The 18,071-nt window shown below is 35.4% G+C and carries 12 protein-coding genes; 2 read left to right on the top strand and 10 right to left on the bottom strand.

Features of this window, described 5'->3' with window-relative positions; genetic code table 11:
• Positions 1–54 precede the first annotated feature (54 nt).
• From JZO71_RS03200 to JZO71_RS03175, 6 genes are all read right to left on the bottom strand, one after another.
• Positions 55–1,395: an ABC transporter substrate-binding protein gene (locus JZO71_RS03200; RefSeq protein WP_206898158.1), complete on the bottom strand. Its 1,341-nt coding sequence runs from the start codon at positions 1,393–1,395 to the stop codon at positions 55–57.
• Positions 1,396–1,613: 218 nt separating this feature from the next.
• Positions 1,614–2,615, bottom strand: a complete 1,002-nt coding sequence (locus tag JZO71_RS03195) for a LacI family DNA-binding transcriptional regulator (protein WP_206898157.1) — start codon at positions 2,613–2,615, stop codon at positions 1,614–1,616.
• 9 nt (positions 2,616–2,624) lie between these two features.
• A complete protein-coding gene (locus JZO71_RS03190) occupies positions 2,625–3,242 on the bottom strand; it encodes a YitT family protein (protein WP_206898156.1) in 618 nt (205 codons plus the stop codon).
• A 297-nt stretch (positions 3,243–3,539) separates the two neighbouring features.
• Entirely contained in the window at positions 3,540–6,563 is a 3,024-nt protein-coding gene (gene hylB / locus JZO71_RS03185; protein ID WP_206898155.1) for a hyaluronate lyase HylB, read from the bottom strand.
• Between the two features lie 266 nt (positions 6,564–6,829).
• Positions 6,830–7,282 (bottom strand): MarR family winged helix-turn-helix transcriptional regulator, encoded by a 453-nt coding sequence (locus JZO71_RS03180; protein ID WP_206898154.1) that lies wholly within the window; start codon positions 7,280–7,282, stop codon positions 6,830–6,832.
• A 3-nt stretch (positions 7,283–7,285) separates the two neighbouring features.
• Positions 7,286–7,759 carry a YbaK/EbsC family protein gene (locus JZO71_RS03175; protein WP_206898153.1) on the bottom strand — a complete coding sequence of 158 codons (474 nt, stop codon included), beginning with the start codon at positions 7,757–7,759 and terminating at the stop codon, positions 7,286–7,288.
• A gap of 121 nt (positions 7,760–7,880) precedes the next feature.
• Here JZO71_RS03175 and JZO71_RS03170 point away from each other — a divergent pair, with 121 nt between their 5' ends.
• Both JZO71_RS03170 and JZO71_RS03165 read left to right on the top strand, forming a co-directional pair.
• Positions 7,881–9,080 (top strand): restriction endonuclease subunit S, encoded by a 1,200-nt coding sequence (locus tag JZO71_RS03170; protein ID WP_206898152.1) that lies wholly within the window; start codon positions 7,881–7,883, stop codon positions 9,078–9,080.
• Between the two features lie 81 nt (positions 9,081–9,161).
• On the top strand, positions 9,162–10,091 hold the full coding sequence (locus JZO71_RS03165; protein WP_206898151.1) for a site-specific integrase: 930 nt from the start codon (positions 9,162–9,164) through the stop codon (positions 10,089–10,091).
• Positions 10,092–10,137: 46 nt separating this feature from the next.
• On the opposite strand, the gene JZO71_RS03160 is transcribed toward JZO71_RS03165, so the two are convergent.
• The 4 genes from JZO71_RS03160 to JZO71_RS03145 form a co-directional block, all read right to left on the bottom strand.
• Positions 10,138–11,376 carry a restriction endonuclease subunit S gene (locus JZO71_RS03160; RefSeq protein ID WP_206898150.1) on the bottom strand — a complete coding sequence of 413 codons (1,239 nt, stop codon included), beginning with the start codon at positions 11,374–11,376 and terminating at the stop codon, positions 10,138–10,140.
• On the bottom strand, positions 11,373–12,962 hold the full coding sequence (locus tag JZO71_RS03155) for a type I restriction-modification system subunit M (protein WP_206898149.1): 1,590 nt from the start codon (positions 12,960–12,962) through the stop codon (positions 11,373–11,375). Before JZO71_RS03155 ends, JZO71_RS03160 begins: the two co-directional genes overlap by 4 nt.
• Positions 12,963–13,008: 46 nt before the next feature.
• Positions 13,009–15,996 (bottom strand): type I restriction endonuclease subunit R, encoded by a 2,988-nt coding sequence (locus JZO71_RS03150; protein WP_206898148.1) that lies wholly within the window; start codon positions 15,994–15,996, stop codon positions 13,009–13,011.
• A 463-nt stretch (positions 15,997–16,459) separates the two neighbouring features.
• Positions 16,460–17,137: a DUF4767 domain-containing protein gene (locus JZO71_RS03145; RefSeq protein ID WP_206898147.1), complete on the bottom strand. Its 678-nt coding sequence runs from the start codon at positions 17,135–17,137 to the stop codon at positions 16,460–16,462.
• Positions 17,138–18,071: the final 934 nt, after the last annotated feature.

Below are 18,071 nucleotides of genomic sequence, written 5' to 3'. Positions count from 1 at the left end.
TCTAAAAATAGGTTAGGACAGTATGGCAGCCCTCACTATCCTAACCCGTTTCATCTACTCGTTTATTTCTACATTGTATTTCGAAGCAAAATCTTCTGCTTGTTTCTTCAATGCTTTATCAACAGACACGCCATTATTCTTGATGTCATAGCTTGCAGCTTCAATATAATTGTCTAAATCTGCTGAGTAAGGGAATGCATAACCTTTGATACTATTTTGACTGATTTCATCTAGCGTCAATAAAATCTTTTGATTTCCATAATATGGAAACTCTTTTTGAGCAACTTCACTTTGATATGCAGTTACGTTTGCAGGCAAACCACTTAGTTCCATATAAGCATCCAACGCATCTTTATCCGTTAGTGCAAAGGTGATGAATTGTAACGCTGCTAACGCATTATCTGATTTTTTAGGTACATAATAACTAGATCCACCACTCATTGGTGAAAAGTTTTTTGATTCGTCTACTGCAGGAATCGCACTGATTCGCCAATTTCCTGCATCATCTGGATAATCCGTTGCTTGATAAGAAGCTAACCAGCCTCCAGCAAAGATTACACCACATTCTTGCCCAATCACTGTATAGTCTTTCGAATTACCGTAAGCTACTAAATCTTCATCTTGAAGTTTTTGAATGATTTCGTATGATTTTTTAACCGCGTCATCTAATAAATTCAATTTTCCATTTTTATCAAATAAAGACACACCTTGTTGTTCCGTCAAATATTTAACAAGATCCAATTCTCCTGTATCACGCATGAATAATAGCTTTTTGCCTGTTTTTTCTTTTAATTTCTTCCCTGCATCAATCAATTCATCCCAATTTTTAATGGTTGCTACATCGATTCCAGCTTCTTTAAAAGCGGTTTCATTATAAAACATGCACGCATTTCCCCAATCATTAGGAAAACCAAATACTTTTTTCGATGGTGCAATATTCCCCAACATGTTCATCTTTGCATCATAAAAATCTTTGCCGTACTCTTTTACAAAACCAAAGTCTTCAGATGAGTAAAATAAATCTTCAAACTTGTCAAAAACTGAACCAGCATTACTATCTTGCAAGAAAATCAAATCTGGCATTTTTTCATTTGCAACTAATTTTGGTGTTACCTTTTGAACCATCGGAATAGCGGGAGCTACATCCACTGGATTCAATTCCAATTCTGTATCATATTTCTGATTGTAAAGCTCAACGGATTTTTGCAAGTAATCGGTATTCTTACCTTTGGGAACATACACCTCAATATTTGCTTTTTTCACGCGTTCTTCTTTTGCCAAATCCTTAGCAGAATCTGCTCCTGCTTCTGCTTTTGAATCACCGCCACCACAAGCTGCCAAACTAACTACCGCTAATAATCCTAAAGCACCGCTCAACAATTTTTTGTACTTCATAAAGTACCTCCTAAATTTTTGTAAACGCTTTATTCATTCGTAGAATACACGAAAGCCAGGAAAAGGTCAATAAGTTTAGTGAACTTTTTTATTTTATTCACTAAACTTATTTGAGTTGATTTTCATAAGGCTTTCTCGCATAAAAAAAGGGAGGACAAAAAACTTGTCCTCCCTTTTTTCGAATAGCTAGTAAAACAATCAGCAACCACTAATCGATTTTAATCACCTGTGCTCCCGCGCAAACTGAGTTCCGTCGCAATAATTAATTTTTTAGCCACTTGTCTTCCAGTTTCTAATTTCTCCAACAGTAACTCCACACTTGCTTCGCCCATCAGTTCTGTATGTATTCTCACTGAACTCAACGTTGGAAAAATATGTTTAGCGACACTCGTATCATTGAACCCAATTAACGATACTCTTTCAGGTACCTTGATTCCTGCTTCCAGCAACGCTCTTAGTGCACCAACTGCCAAAGGATCATTTGCGATAAAAAATGCGGTTGGCAAATGTTGCCCTAACGTAGCGATTGCTTGTTTCATCATCTCATAACCACTTTCGACATCAAAACCGCTTTGGAATACATTTTCCTCCCGATAGACATCACGGAAACTTGTGTATTTTTCAAAAGCAATGGTTCGTTTGTCTTTTCCAACAGGATGGTTAGGCAATGTTTTACCGTAGTCCAAGCCACCGATGAACCCAATATTCTTATGACCACGTGCACAGAAAAAGTCAATCACACTATTCACAGCTTGATCAAAGTCTAGGGACACAGAATCATATTTTGTTGAAAGAATATCCATGCCAACAAAAACTAGGTTATCTGTAAAATCAATTAATGATTGTTGCTGCTCTGGTGTACATTCGCCAATCGAAATAATCCCAATTACCTCTTCATCAAATATACGCGTATTGTTATAAAAATAGCGCACAATCTCGTAGCCTTCATCCAAAATCTTCTTTTCAGCACTCATTCTTAGCGAAAGATAATACACATCATCCAATTCATCTTTTTCCGTCATCCATTGAACGATTGCGATTTTTCCTTTATCAATGACGCGATTCCGTTTATATTTGGTATATTCTAGTTTCTCTGCCGCTTCAAAAATTCGTTTTTTTGTCTCATCACTCACTGATAACGTTTGATCAAAATTCAATACTCGAGAAACAGTTGTCTTAGAAACACTTGCTAAATCTGCAATGTCTTTAATTGTTGCCATGTTAGCACCTCATTCTTCCATCCTTCGTTTTAATAAAAAATCTAAAATATACGAGTTCAGTAAACTGAACAAAATACCTATCACTACTGATTTTACCCCATAAGTCAAAAATCCCAAAGCCAGTACCATTACATTTATGTAACGGATTCCTCTAGCAATACTAAATTCTGGATGTTTTTTATTGATTGCTAAAGCAATGACATCCATTCCTACCGTAGAAGCATTCGCGGAAATACAACAATAATACCCAATCGCGATAAAAATACAGGCAAAAAGAAAATCAACAACCAAATTGATTTGCACATTGAGTTTAAGTAAATAAAACATCGTAAAGAACAGATTGTAACAAATACTACTAACGATTGATTTAAGAAAATTCCCTTTACCCAAAAAGAACCAACAAAAAATCAATAGTAGGACTGTTACACCAGAAGTTAAATAAAAAATCGGTATGTGCGAGATTTTTTCTAAAATCATTGCCACACTTGTTACCCCACCATTGATAATATTATTCGGTTTCATCCAATTTGCGTAAGCAAACCCTAAAAAAACATTTCCAATAATGATTTTTAAAATGTTTTTTTGTTCTGTTGTCGTTATTTTACTTTGAATCACAGCTTTTCGCATTCCTATTCTCTCCCAACAAAGCGCTTTCATTTTATTCTAGTAGACTATACCATTGATTCACCTATTTTTTCAAATAGTTTAGTGAAAATTCAGTAAAATAATTAAGGTATTTGTTTGAACGTGTCTCTTTACACAGAAAAAGAAGAACGAGTACAAAACTGCTCGTCCTTCTTTTCTTCAACTTTTATTTACAGTGTTCACCATTCAAAACAAGTCTAAATGCCACAAAAATTTGGGAAACTATTTTTAGAAAAGTTTCCTTATTACTTGAAGCTAACTACTTTGCACCACAACCTTTTATTCCCACTCAACTTCCAACTGACTAGATTCACCTGTCATACTTGTCGTTTGAACTTGTGCACTTCTTCTATCTGCACTGATTGTTACATTTTCATCTGCATGAATAACTTTTTTAACTGCTTTTGAAAAACTCAGCGTCAGTGTTTCATTTGTTTGTAGCGGATTAGCGACTGTTACTTTCGCCTGATTTGATTGCTCTTTCACCAAAACTGAGGCTGGTTGATCCACTGTAATACCTGCCACTGTTTGATTGGCTGACCAAAGATTTGCCGCTGTTATTCCAGTGACTGTATCTTTGACACTTTGATTTTCCTTTTCGTTGGATAAAATTTCGATTCGATTTTGTTTTGCATAATTTTCAAGACCTTGCGTTGTTGCGTTTGGTAAGAGAACATACGCATACTTTTCATCAATTGGTTTTTGACCATGGTTAAGTAAAACTTTTTGATAGTCTTCGGTATACACTTGATTGTTTGGGAACCCTTCATTGATATCACTGTATTTTCCAGTACGCTCTTCCTTAACCAAAGTAATTGTTTCTTTTTGAGGGAAGTAATATCCAATACTCTGATTTTTTTGTGAAGATGACAAGAGGAGCCAGTCATTTGCTTGCATGATTTGTTCGCCATTGCCGGAAATCTCACCTTGATTTGTCATTAACTGGTACATACTGTTGGAATCAAGCATCCGGTTTTCAATCACTGTTTCAATCGAAGCTGACGTCGTTCCTTGAATGCCTGAGCCTAATGCAACAATTTGGTCATCAAACACAAACCAAGATTTCTGCGCTTTAAGATCCATTGGTAAAACCGTACCGTTATTTTTCGTACCCGCTTTGTTTAACGCCATACCAATAGCGGCATGCTTTCCATCTGTTGCACCCCCTACTTGTTTTTCTGACGAACGCACTGTTGTAAATGAACTTACTTCATCTGCTAGCTTGACTGTATCAACTGTCGTACCAGGCAATCGGTATGGGTCAACCGTTGGCCAATAACCTTCCCCATATTGCTGATCTTGATTAAATAAATACAACATGCCATCGGATGTATGCCAGCCCCGTTTATTCTCTTTATTACCTGCCTCGAATGAAGAAATTCGGTTCGAGTACATGCTAAGTCCAACACTAAAATCACCACTAGCATACACATAACGATCCATTGCACCATACAATTTACTTCCTAGAAACGGTTTTTCTTTTCCAAGTATTGTTTCATCACTCATCACTTGTTTTGTTAACAATAGATCTTTGAAATCACGTGCATTGGTATAGTAATAAGCTGGATTCTCCTTCAACCAATATTTGACACTTTCCTTCAACTGACTGTTTGCTGATGGGTCTGCAAACTCTGATACTAGCAATAAATTATACATCGTCGGTGAACCAAAACCAGTTGTTTTTGTCGAAGTTGCTCGCGAAATGGAACGACCATTCACCATTGGCATCATTTCGCCCTTCTCGATTAGCGGAATAAAGGCGTTATTCACATTGTTCACAAAAGAATCAGTTACTTCTTTAGGTAAATTCCATTTTGAATTGGCTAAAATTCCTAAAATCTTGCTTGTTCCTTTCACTAAAACATTTCCATATGAACCTGTATATGGAATATCACCATGTTGAATAAACGAGCCATCTTTATAGAATCCGTCTCCTTTTGTCACAAGCGCAAAAACTTCTTTGATACTTTCGCCGGAAACACTTAATTTATCTCCACTTTTTTGTAAAATACCCAACCCCATGACCGTTAATGCTAAATCTGTCCGATTCGCTCCTGTCGTTTGAAAATTGGGAATAAAATGCAAATCAACAAAGGTTCCTTGTGGCTTACCGTACAATTGTTTATAAGGATCTGGAACATACAGCGAAATGACTTGCGTGTATTTCGCTAATTGGTCCGGTGTCAGTTCGTCTTTCATAATCATTAGAATATCAATAAATTTTTGTGGCACACCAATCTGCCAATCCCACCAATTGCCATGATATTTTTTACCATCATATTTTCGAACATCTACCATAAAATCAAGCGCCTCGACAATGTCCGTTCCTACCTGTTGATTTTGGTAAAGCGCCGTTCCCTGTGTCCCGTAAGCCCGAGCCAAAACAGAAAGATTCGCAAATTGGGTTGTTATATCTGCAGATGCTGTGTCTGATGCAATCTTTTCCCACAAATACGTGCGATTGGATTCTTTATTTAGTTTCCCATATAATTCATTGGCTTGTTTTGAAAGCTTTTGCGTATACGCAATAACATCTGGATCATTTAATAATTCAGGATTTTTTTCAAAATCACCAACAAGATTGGTTTTCCATTTTTGTTGCAACTCTTTAGCTTCTGCCTCAGTTGGATCATTTGACTCTTCTGGATCTAAAGGAATCGAACCAATCTCCCCATTTTTTAGCGCCGCTACCTTCAACGTTATCCGATCACCAAAAAGACGAATACCGATTTTGCCTTGCCAATCCCCATCAATACTTCCATTACCATTAGGATAGTTGACTTCTTGATTTTCATATAATAAGTGACCATTCAAATAAGCAACAATTTTTTTCTCTTCATAGCGCACCAACAAACGATATGTTTTTCCTTTGACCAATGGTGAACCTTTAATTGTGGTAATCCACTTTCCACCCGGTTGCCCTAGCTGCCAGTCCCCATCTCCATTGTAAGCAAATGACTGCCAAGTCGCTGAATCAGTCTCACTACCTCTAAAAATCAGCCCGAAGTTTTTTTGTCCTTCATAAAGAAAAGTCATCTCAACTTCTCCAGTTTTCTTTAACGGTGCATCTTGTAAAACACTCACAGATTCAATCGAAGTGCCTTGTGTTGTATTACTAATAACTAATTGATTCTCACTGAGACTAGTCTTGGAAGTCCCTTTGATATCTAACCAATTCCCTTTTTCTTGACTAAAATTAGTTTCAAAAATCTCCGCTGCTTTTACTGTTGTACTCTGAAACATACCAATAGCAATGATACTTCCCACTAACGATAACCACTGAATCATCTTCCGTTTTTTCATCCAATACCTCCTAGATGACTTGCCCTCAGCATCTGCCTTTAATCCAATCGCGACACAACTAAATAAAGCGTTTTCAAAAAGCATGATAGCATAGTCTTTATTTTTAGTAAACATATAAGATAATTCACTAAACTAAACTTTTTTAATTAGGTATTCTTCAGCAAAATACGCCTTTTAAACTATTTTATGTCTATCCATAACACTTATTGCAGACAAAAAGCCAAACAGAATACGCCCCTGCTTGGCTCTTTTATTGTTAGAAAAACCTAATAGATTCGTTTATTGCCATTTTTGACAAACAGCCACTCTTCATCGACATTTCTGCTAACTTTTTTCAATAAATTTAACAAGGTTTCTTTTTCTTTTGCGGCAAGTCCAAATAGTGCCGCTTTTTCCGAATAAGCTTCTTCACGTTTTAAATAGTCGTAGAGCTCTTCTGCTTTTTCAGTCGCATATAATCGACGAATTTTTTTATTCTCAACATCAATTTCTTTCCGAACTAAACCAGCATTTACAAGTTTTTGAACAGACTTCGAGACAGTTGTCCGATCTTGTTTGACTAACTCTGCTATCGCGTCATTGATGATCCCTGGGTTCTCATAGATTCTTGTTAAGTACAGATATTGCTCTTTATTTAACTCTAATTCCTTGAACTCAACATTACTAATATATGATAACGAACGGGAAATGATTCCAATTTCTCTTAAAATCTCAGACATTTTTTACTCCTCTACAGGTAATAGATAGGTTTCCAAATTGAGCACTTCAATTATTTTATCTAAATCAGCTACTTTCACCACCATAGTTTGATCTGGACGTCCTGGTGCGAAAACTAATTTTTCATGTGCTAATAATTCTTCGTCAATAATCACTGGAACATGTGCTTCGTAGCCAAAAGGAGAAACTGCGCCAGGCTTTTGTCCCGTTTGCTCTTCCATCATTTCAGCAGAAACAACTGATACTCTTTTGCCAATCAACTTACTTAATCGTTTAAAATCACTCTTTTTCGTCGTAAAAGTCAGAAAAATATAGTTATTTTTTTGCTTATCTTTTAGGTATAAACTTTTAGTCTCAGTGCCAGTAAAACCTTGCTCTGCTTTGACCACTAGCGCATCCTCATTCGTGTAAATCGCGCGATGATCATACAGCTCAAAATCAATTCCAGCTTGACTAAATACTTCTTCTAAATTAATCAAAATGATTCACTCCTCAAAATTGTTGAAAATTCTACATTAACTAGTTATAAACTTAACGCTTTTTTGTTGGAAAATCAACATTTTTCTGTTGGTGGATTAGTGATTTTTGGATTGTTTTAAAATGTATATTATAATAAACTATTTTCTTCTATTACTGTTGGTTTACGCGTGGGAACAGCGTAAGTTAGGGGAATTAGCTGAAAGTTTTGAGTATGGACTAAATGCATCTGCTAAAAAATTTGATGGAAGTAATAAGTATATTCGTATTACTGATATTGATGATATCAGTCACAAGTTTAATCAAAGTGGAGTAACTTCCCCAGATATTGATTTTGCAAGTGCTGATAATTACAAACTTAAAAAAGGTGATATCCTTTTTGCGAGAACTGGAGCAAGTGTTGGGAAAACATATATGTATAGGGAAAGTGATGGACTAGTTTACTATGCAGGATTCCTCATTCGAGCCAGAATAAAATCTAAAATTAGCTCAGAATTCGTATTTCAAACAACTTTTACTGATAGCTATAACCGGTTTATTAAGATTACTTCGCAACGTTCCGGTCAACCAGGAGTTAATGCTGAAGAGTATTCCAATTTTAAAATTATGATTCCAAACTATGAGGAACAAAACGCAATTGGATGTTTTTTTAAAAAAATTGATGACACTATCACTCTTCATCAGCGTAAGTTAGATGCGTTAATGCAGATGAAGAACGGCTTTTTAAAGCAGTTGTTCCCAGTAAATGGAGAAAAATTGCCAAGAGTGCGGTTTGCTGATTTTAAGGAAGAGTGGGTGGAGCGTAAGTTAACAGATATAGTAACACGTGTTAATAAAAGTTCAAGTGATAATGAATTACCTAAAGTAGAATTTGAGGATATTTTTGCTGGAGAAGGTCGTTTAAATAAAGATGTATCTACAAAGTTCGATAATCGAAAAGGAATTAAATTTGAATCTGAAGATATTTTATATGGGAAACTTCGACCTTATTTAAAGAATTGGCTAATGACCGATTTTATGGGTATAGCATTAGGTGATTTTTGGGTTCTTAGAGCAAAAGAAAGTATTCCTAGTTTTATTTATGCTTTAATTCAGGCTGATAAATATCAAAAAGTGGCAAACGATACAGCAGGAACAAAGATGCCTCGTTCAGATTGGAAGAAAGTTTCAAATACAGATTTTTTAATCCCTAAAAATATTGAAGAACAACAACAAATAGGTGTGTTTTTCAACCAAATAGACAAAGGGGCTAATCTTCATCAACAAAAACTAGACCAACTCAAAGCCTTAAAAAAAGCTTATCTTCAAAACATGTTCATCTAAGCAATATTTACACTCCAACTAACTCCCTAGATAATAAACAAAGATGATGTACTCATCTATCAATTATCTGGGAGGTTTTTTATGAAAGCAAAAAGAAGAAAAGAGCAAATGTTTCATGAGTATTTTAAAGAATGGGTGAATCTCTATAAGGTGGGAGCTATTCGTTCTATTACCTTACAAAAATACTATGTAGTCGAACAAAAATTACAAGAACTTGCACCAAATTTAAAACTAAAGGAACTAGATCGATATAGCTATCAACAATTGTTAAATGATTATGCGCTTACCCATGAAAAGCAGACTACTATGGATTTTCATCATCATTTGAAAGGTGCTATTTTAGATGCAGTGGATGAGGGTGTTCTTACGCAAAACCCTACAAGAAAAATCATTATTAAAGGAAAAGCTCCTCGACCCAAAAAAGCAAAATTTCTAAATCAATTTGAAGTTCAAGCTTTATTAAAAGAGCTGAATTTGACAGAAGAAATTAATTGGGATTGGTTTATCTTGTTAGTTGTTAAAACAGGTCTTCGCTTTTCTGAAGCATTGGCTTTGACACCGTTAGATTTTGATTTTTCCAAACAAAAAATAGACATTAATAAAACTTGGAATTATAAAAAGACAACTGGCTCTTTCCAACCAACAAAAAATGAATCATCCAATAGAAAAATTCAAATCGACTGGCAATTAGCCATGCAATTTTCACAATTAATTAAAGCGAAAGAACCAGATAAACCAATTTTTGTTAAGAGCAGAGTATTCAATTCCACTATTAATAATCGTTTGGGAGTATTGTGCACTCGTGCAAACATCCCAATTATTACAGTTCATAGTTTGCGACATACTCATGCATCTTTACTTTTATTTGCAGGTGTTTCAATTGCCAGCGTTGCAAATCGGTTGGGACATTCTAGTATGACGACGACTCAGGAAACATATCTGCATATTATTCAAGAATTAGAAAATCAGGATAACGATAAAATTATCCGACATTTATCCATGTTGATGTGATAGCAAATCCCCATCAAGCTAAGGTAGAAGCTGGATGGGGATTGTTTTATATGAACATGTTTTGGAGGTAGGCTTTTTTTACGGTTTTTAGTTTGTTCAATTGATCTTGATGAAGGGTGAATAAATCATCAATACTTTTGAAAAACTTTCCAATCTTTTTCTGTTCATCAAAATTTGGAACAGAAATTTGAAAGTCACCATACTCTTTTGCATTAACACCTGGCTGACCAGAACGCTGTGATGTTATTCTAATAAAGTTATTGTATCTATCGGTTAGTGTATTTTGAAACACGAAATCAGAGTCAAATTCTGGTTTAATTCGAGCTCGAATCAAGAAACCTGCATAGTAAACCAAACCATCTTTTTCTTGATAACGATATGTTTTCCCGACGCTTGCTCCAGTTCTCGCAAAAAGTACGTCGCCTTTTTGAAGTTTATAATTATCTGCTGAAGATAAATCAATATCTGGCGAAGTTAAACCATCTTGAATAAATTCTCGGCTGTTATCATCAATATCTGTAATGCGAAGATACTTATTTTCTCCATTGTAATCAGTCGAAGTAGCATTCAATCCATATTCAAATGACTCTGCAAGCTCGGACAGCTTACGTTGTTCCCACTTTTCTTCAAAATCAGCGAACCGTCCCCTTGGAACCGATTCTTCATTTGTTGGGAACATCTGCTGTAGGAAGCCTTTCTTAATCTGCTGTATAGCTTCTATCTTACGCTGATGAAGGGTGATAGTGCCGTCAAGTTGTTTGAAGAAACTCCCAATCTGTTCCTGTTCCTTTATATCCGGAATACAAATTGGCATTTGCGCCATTTGCTTGCCAGAAACTTCAACAAAAGTTGAACCAGCGCCTGTCACTTCTCCGTAACGTTTTAGCTCCCCTGTTCTTGAATATATAAAATATGAATCAAGTACATTTTTTCTAGGAAGAATTGACTGAAATCCCTGATTAGTGGCTCCCTCTTTTGCTAAAATCGCAGTACTTCCAATCCCGGCTCTGGATGTAAAAAGAACAGTACCCGCAGGAAGAATTTTGGCAGAACTTTTTTGTAATCCAAGGTGTGTAATTTTCTTCTGGCTGCCTGAGACATAGTCTTGATCGCCAATTTCTGCTGGAGAGTACCAGTCAATATCTCTACCCCAATATTCTGGGTTTCCTGTGCTCGGTGTTCCGCCACCGACTATTTCTGCAACCTCCCCAAGCTTACGCAGTTCCCACGCGTCAAAAAAACCAGCAAATCGAATCACAGGGGTATTTTTTCTCTCATCTTTCATCGAAATACCGCCTTTGTAGCTTCAATTATTTCTTTTGTCTCTGGCGTTACAGCTAATTCATCTAACAACGCCAAAAACTCACTTTCAGTTTTTTCAATCTCAGTATTTAATGTAACAATTTCCTTACTTAGCGCTATTAAATCAATTGGTTCCTCTTCTTCAAAAGTGTCCACATATCGTGGAATATTTAAATTGTAATCATTTTCTTTGATTTCTTCTAATGATGCAATGTGAGAATATTTATCAATTTCTCTATGGTTAATTACTGTATCAACAATTTTTTCAACATCTTCTGCGCGTAAGCGTTTTTGATTCTTCAATTTTTCAAATTCCTTACTTGCATCAATAAATAAGACATCTGAATCCATTCGATTTTTTCTTAGAATTAAGACACAAACTGGGATAGATGTATTTAAAAATAACTTATCAGGGAAGCCTATTATTGCTTCAATCTGATGTTTATCAATTAGCGTCTTACGAATTCGTCCTTCTGCTGCCCCACGAAATAGCACACCATGTGGCAGAATAATCGCCATACGACCATTCTCTTCTAAATGATATAAGCAATGCAGCAAGAATGCGTAGTCTGCCTTTGTTTTTGGAGCAACTCCATATTCACGCCACCGTGGGTCATCTTCACGATCCTTATTATTCCAATGAGCTGAGTATGGTGGATTAGCCATAACCGCATCAAACATTCGTGGAGAATCTTTTCCTTCCACTACTCCGTCTGGCCAGTCGCTCTCAAGCGTATCGGCATGGTTGACATTAATGTCATTATATTCAACACCATGCATCATCAAGTTCATTCTGGCTAGTCGGTAAGGCGTAGCGTCTTTTTCCTGACCAAAATACTTTATCATTCCACGTCTATTTGAATTTTTCATATAACTAGCTGTTGTAAGTAAAAGAGAACCTGATCCTACTGTAGGATCATAAATAGAGAAGCTCTCTTTATCTTCCCGTCCGTGTGTCAAAATTCGAGCCATTACATCTGAAATTTCTTTTGGTGTATAATACTGTCCCATATCAGAAGCTAGTACCGTAGCAAACTGGGCAACTAAGTATTCATAGATATCCGAAACCGTATCTTCACCACCTGATAAATCAAATTCTGGCGAAGATAGTAGCTCAATCATTGAAATCATTACACTAGCACGTGCTTGTGCGTTAGCACCTAGATCAGCACTATCAAAACGCATGCCATCAAAAATCCCCTCAAAATCTCCCTTTGCGTTAAATGCGATTTGTTGATTGAAATGGCCAAAAGAGTCCGTCATCATTCCAATATTAAATCGATCGCCGTCAATTGCTTTCTTCCAATCTTCAAAAAAATCATTTGGTTGAATGGCATAACCAAGATTTTTGTTCATGTAATCCAGCGCTTTAGCAGAATCCTGAGAATAAACACTTTCCCAAGTTTCTCCACGTAAAACGTTTTCTAGCCAGCGTGTCGCCTTTTCAGATAGATATTTATAAAATAAGATGCCAAATATATAATCTTTATATGCTGTTAATCCAATTTGTCCTCTTGTTTGATTAAGCATCCCCCACATTTTTGTTTGTTGTTCATTTGATAACGCCATTAGTCTTTCCTTCTTTCACTCAGTCTTCAAAATTAAAATGTACTCTCTACAAAGAATTAAAAAAGTTCATTACTGATTCTTCAAAATCTGATGACTCAAAGAATCCGATGTTCTCTTCCTCCTCAATTTCATGCAGAAGATCTGCTAATTTTTGGTTTTCAATCAAGTTATGTCCAGGTAAAAATAAATCAAAAGCTTCCACAATCCGGTTGCCATTGACATGTTGATTTGCTGCCCAACGGCGAAGTTTTAATTCTCGAAGTTCTGTGCGATACTTCTTTCGCGTTTTTTGAAGAGATTCTGTTGTAAAGTGTGTAGTAATTTCTCCAGACTCAATGTCATCCACAATCGCATGAATTTCTTTGCGGCTTTCATCATCCATCGGTGTAATATGTTTATTGATTGCTTCTTTATTTGGTTCAGTTTGTTCATCAATGAATGTATTCAAAAGTTCCACTAACATATCGTAATCAATGATTTGATGACTATACAATTCAATTCCTATTTTAATTTCAGTTAAATCAGGACGTTCTGGTTCAGGTAGTTTTTCCCTAGCATCATTTAATCGAGCTTGTAATGCACCAAATTCTTCTATACTTGAAATATTAAGTCGAACCATCTTACCAGTTGGTTCACATTTTTCATTCAATTCTTCAATTTCGCTCTCCAATTCATACCCCTGTTGTACTAATCGTTGGATTTTATTTTGTGTAGACAAACCTACGTTTACAAACTCTTTTAGATTATTTTGTCCTCGTGGAATTTGACTAAAATCATTGCCTGCTAACTCTTTTAGTCTGGAAACATCTTCTTCTAAATCAATAATCTGATGACTTTGTGGTTTAGCCAAAATATCATCAGTAACCAAATCTTTGGGAAGATGGTTTCCGGTCTCTTCTTCTGCCTCTTGGAGTGTATCATTTCCACCTTTTGTATAAATGCGCAATGCGTTTTCAACAAAGCCTTGCATCTCATCTCCCTGACGGTAAAAGCGTACTTTACCATGAGGTTTACTATTGCGATCTAGGGTTCTATTTGTACGAGACATTGCCTGAATAAGCATTCCTTCTTTAAGCATTTTATCCATGTAGATCATATTGATATACTTCGAGTCAAATCCTGTTAACAATTGATCAGATACTATCACTAAATCTAATCGTTCATCTTCTTTACCTTGATTATATGGTTTCTTACGTGCCAAACGTTTAGTGATATCTACCATATAAGCACGAGCTGGATCTTTAGCATCTAAAATGCTTGGTACATTAAACTTTTTCGTATAGCTAGCAATAGCTTTCTTCAATGCTTCATTTTGTTCTTTGGTACCATATTCATTTGATTCGCCTCGAGAAAACGTCATTGCGACATTTAAATCTGGTGCTTTTTCTTTAAAAATATTGTAATAGTGAATAACAGCTTGCTTACCAGAAACAGCTAACATTGCCTGAAAAGCATTCTCTTCTCTCTTCCCTGCAACCAATGCGCCACTAGATGTCTTCTTCCAATTATCTAGAATATCCTGTACTACTTCTTGACGATAAACATCACTTTGATAGACTTCCTTTTCATATTCTTTTTCTGAAAATCCTTCCTGAGCACGTTCAATCACCCAATGTGGTTTGAAATATGAAACGTCAAAGCCCAAAACATTTCCGTCTCCAATTGCATCTTTAATCGTATACGTATGCAGTCGCTTTCCGAAAATATCATGTGTTGAAACATCTCTGGTTGTTTTCACATCATTTATTTCATCACTATAAAAGTTAGGCGTTCCTGTAAAACCAAACCACGTAGTTTTTTTAAATGCTTCTTTGATTAATCGTACCGAATCACCACTTGCGCTTCTATGTGCTTCATCCATAAGAATAACGTTCCATTCGTCGTTTTTTAGCCCCTGTCTAACAGCTTTTGTTAATCCTTGAACAGATATCAATAAAATTTGTGACGCACCTTTATGTTTTAACTCTTTTTTCAATTCTCGGCCTTTAACTTTTTTAATACGTTTTTTAAAATGCATATAGGCAAAATCTTTAAAATTCTCAAGAGTTTGGTCAATCAAATCCACGCGATCGACGATGAATAAGACATTTCGGATTCTAGGAGTTGCAGCTAATAATTGTGCAACCTTGAAAGATGTAACCGTTTTCCCGGATCCCGTTGTATGCCAGATGTACCCACCTTCTTTTTGAATCAAATCGTTTGCTGCCATTTCTTTCGTTCGTTGTAAAATTTCTCGTGTTGCTTGAATCTGATAACTACGCATAACCATCAAGTTGTCATTTGATGCATCTGGTATCATATTAACAGTGACTAAACGATGCAAGGCGGGGATTCCCATTACCTGATGGGCAAACTCAAACGCATCCGTTATATCCTTATTATTTTCATCACGCCAGCCAAATACAAAAGTCTTGTTGTAATTTTCAAAAGCATTTGGTCGAGCAAAATAATGTGCTGAATGTTGACTCATAATAAATTGTACTTGTACAAATGCAAACAATCCTTTATACAAACCATCACCGTGATAGCCTTTTAATTGCTCAAACGCATGCCACTGATTTTGCAAATGCTCGTCTTTTTCTTCGATATGAACAACAGGAATTCCATTTATAAGCAAGGCCACATCAATTATTCGTTTCGTCGTTAATCCTTTAGGTAGATCATCAAATGTTACTTGATTGACAATTTCATATCGAGAACGACCACCCGCTACATCGTCTTCATAAAAAATTTCAACTTCTAAGCCAGAACCATCATCACGAGTAATAGGAATTGAACCTACTCCACCCGCTCCTACCAATAGAAGTTGTGCATCGTAAGGTGTTCGGATACGTCGTACTTCTTGAATAATTAATCCGAACTCGATATCTGATAGCGGGTTCCCATTTAACTTATGTGCATTAATTTCATTTAAAATATCTCGCCAATGTTGTTCAAGCTTCCTTATACTAACATTGGAAAAATCTTTTCGATAAGTCCAGCCTTCATCTTCCAGTTTTGCAATTAAAGCCTCTTCAAATTTTGCCTCTGCCAATTAAATACTTCCCTTCATCATTTATTACCTGTCCGTTTTTACTTATACACAACTCAAGCGTAAGCAATTAATATATGTTTTCATTATATCATGAATTATAAATTGTTATTTAAAGTTTTAGAATATTGACCACGTACTACATTATACAGACTCTTCAAATAAGCCATTTGAGTAAGTAGACAGAAAAACTTTGATGAACCAACTAGGATTAAATAAAAAAGCTAGAACTATCACGTCAGCGATAGTTCTAGCTTTTCAAACTTTTTAATAATTTATTCTTTTTCGTTTTACTACTCATGCCTAAGGCAAAATATCATAATGCTTATACTTTTCATTTTATATCTAAGCTTTCTTTTGTACTTACCAAGTTCATGAGATTTTTAAGTTTCTAGAAAAATAGGTTTATACTTATCAACAAGCCACTTTAAGTTATTTTCTTGTCAAAAAATTTTAAACTTTCGTTTTATACATTTCCCACAATTTCAGTAAATCCATCTTTCAATTGCTGATTCTCTGTTTCCTTGAAGTATAAATAATTGTCAGGATTTCCTTGATTCTGACTCGTCACCAAGACTTTAGGGACACCTGCATCAATTGTAAAGAAATAAACATGCTTAGCTAACGATGCTTGCGTCTCCACATCAGAATAGACCGCTACTAACGCATAGCCAGCAGCTTCACCATTTTCCGACCAAGTTAAAGTGATTGGCACATTATTAACTGTCGCTTGCCAGCCATTTGTGTTAGCGAGAACTGTATCAGGAAGCTGTAAACCATATAAATTAACGTTATTTCCAGGACCATATTCTTTATAACTTTGTTTCATGGTTTGTCCCCAGCTAGCCATAAATGTGTTTAATTGTTGTGCTTTAGCCTTACTCCACAAAACATTCACCACTTGACTTTCTCTAACCGAAGAACTACTGCTTTCCATGGTCATCTGCTGGCTACTTGATTCTGTAGAGACAGAGCTTTTGCTTGTACTCATTTCCGTTGTAGTAGCTGAATGTTCTGTAGAAGTGATCGTTGTTTCTTGACTAATTTTAGTAGACGAGGACGTAGAACTCACCTCTTTGTTTTGTTGGCAAGCAGTCAACAATAACGTTGTAAACAATAAACTGATGATCGACACTTTTTTCATTTTATAACTCCTCATAAAATAACTTTAATTTATCATTACAAAGTTATTATAACGAACTATATCTATTACTACAATTACCTGCGTAATTATAAATAGTGAAAACTTATGCTGATTTGAAAAAGGTAATAATGAAGACAAAACAACTTGTTCTTTCCTTCATAATTTATCCTTGTCACAATAATAAATAATTAACAACTTATCCTATTAAGGATCTATAGTAATTCTGCTCTGAAAAGTAAGTTCTTTCTGCTCATAGTTTTTGTCAGATATTTTTTCTGATTCACTTATTAAAATCAATAAAATAAGTAATTAATTCAGTAACTACGCTCTTGGTTCAAGTAAAATCAAAGTCGGTTCCGCTAGCTTTTTCAGTTATACTTGAAATAAATCAAAGACTTTTTGTGTAACCTTCAATGATAATGGTAAAATGACATAAAACGATATGGAGGAATAAAACTTGGATAATGAAAATGGCAATAAAAAGTTTTTCATTGTAACACTCATTCAGTTTATAATCTATGGAATTTCGGTAGTATGGGCGTTTTTAGATAGAGGAATCACACCAAACTGGCCATTTTATCTCTTGTTGATAGGGATATTAATAGGGAATTTTAGCCCACTTAAGTATCGTAGTAACTTTTTTTCAACTGAACCCGGTTTCTTTTTTAAAACAAAGACACGAAAATTTGAAAACATTATGTATATGACAGTTACTTGCATAGTTATTTTTCTAGTCATATTTTTAAACATCTCATAAGACACTGAAATCACTTGTTCATATACTTATTAAAAATTCTCTAGCAAGTTACTTCTATAGTTGGTCGTACAGAAACAATATTTTTTTCTTTATGGTTATCACTAAAATCAATCTTCTAAATCATCACCAGTGAAGTTATCTTACATATTATCCCACAAAAAGACCCAAGGACTCGAA

Origin of the sequence: Candidatus Enterococcus courvalinii, assembly GCF_017315945.1 — a bacterium.
In the GTDB taxonomy this organism is placed as follows: Bacteria; Bacillota; Bacilli; order Lactobacillales; family Enterococcaceae; genus Enterococcus_B; species Enterococcus_B courvalinii.
Note: the sequence above shows the minus strand (reverse complement) of the source record. Positions and strands in the feature narration are given on the sequence as shown.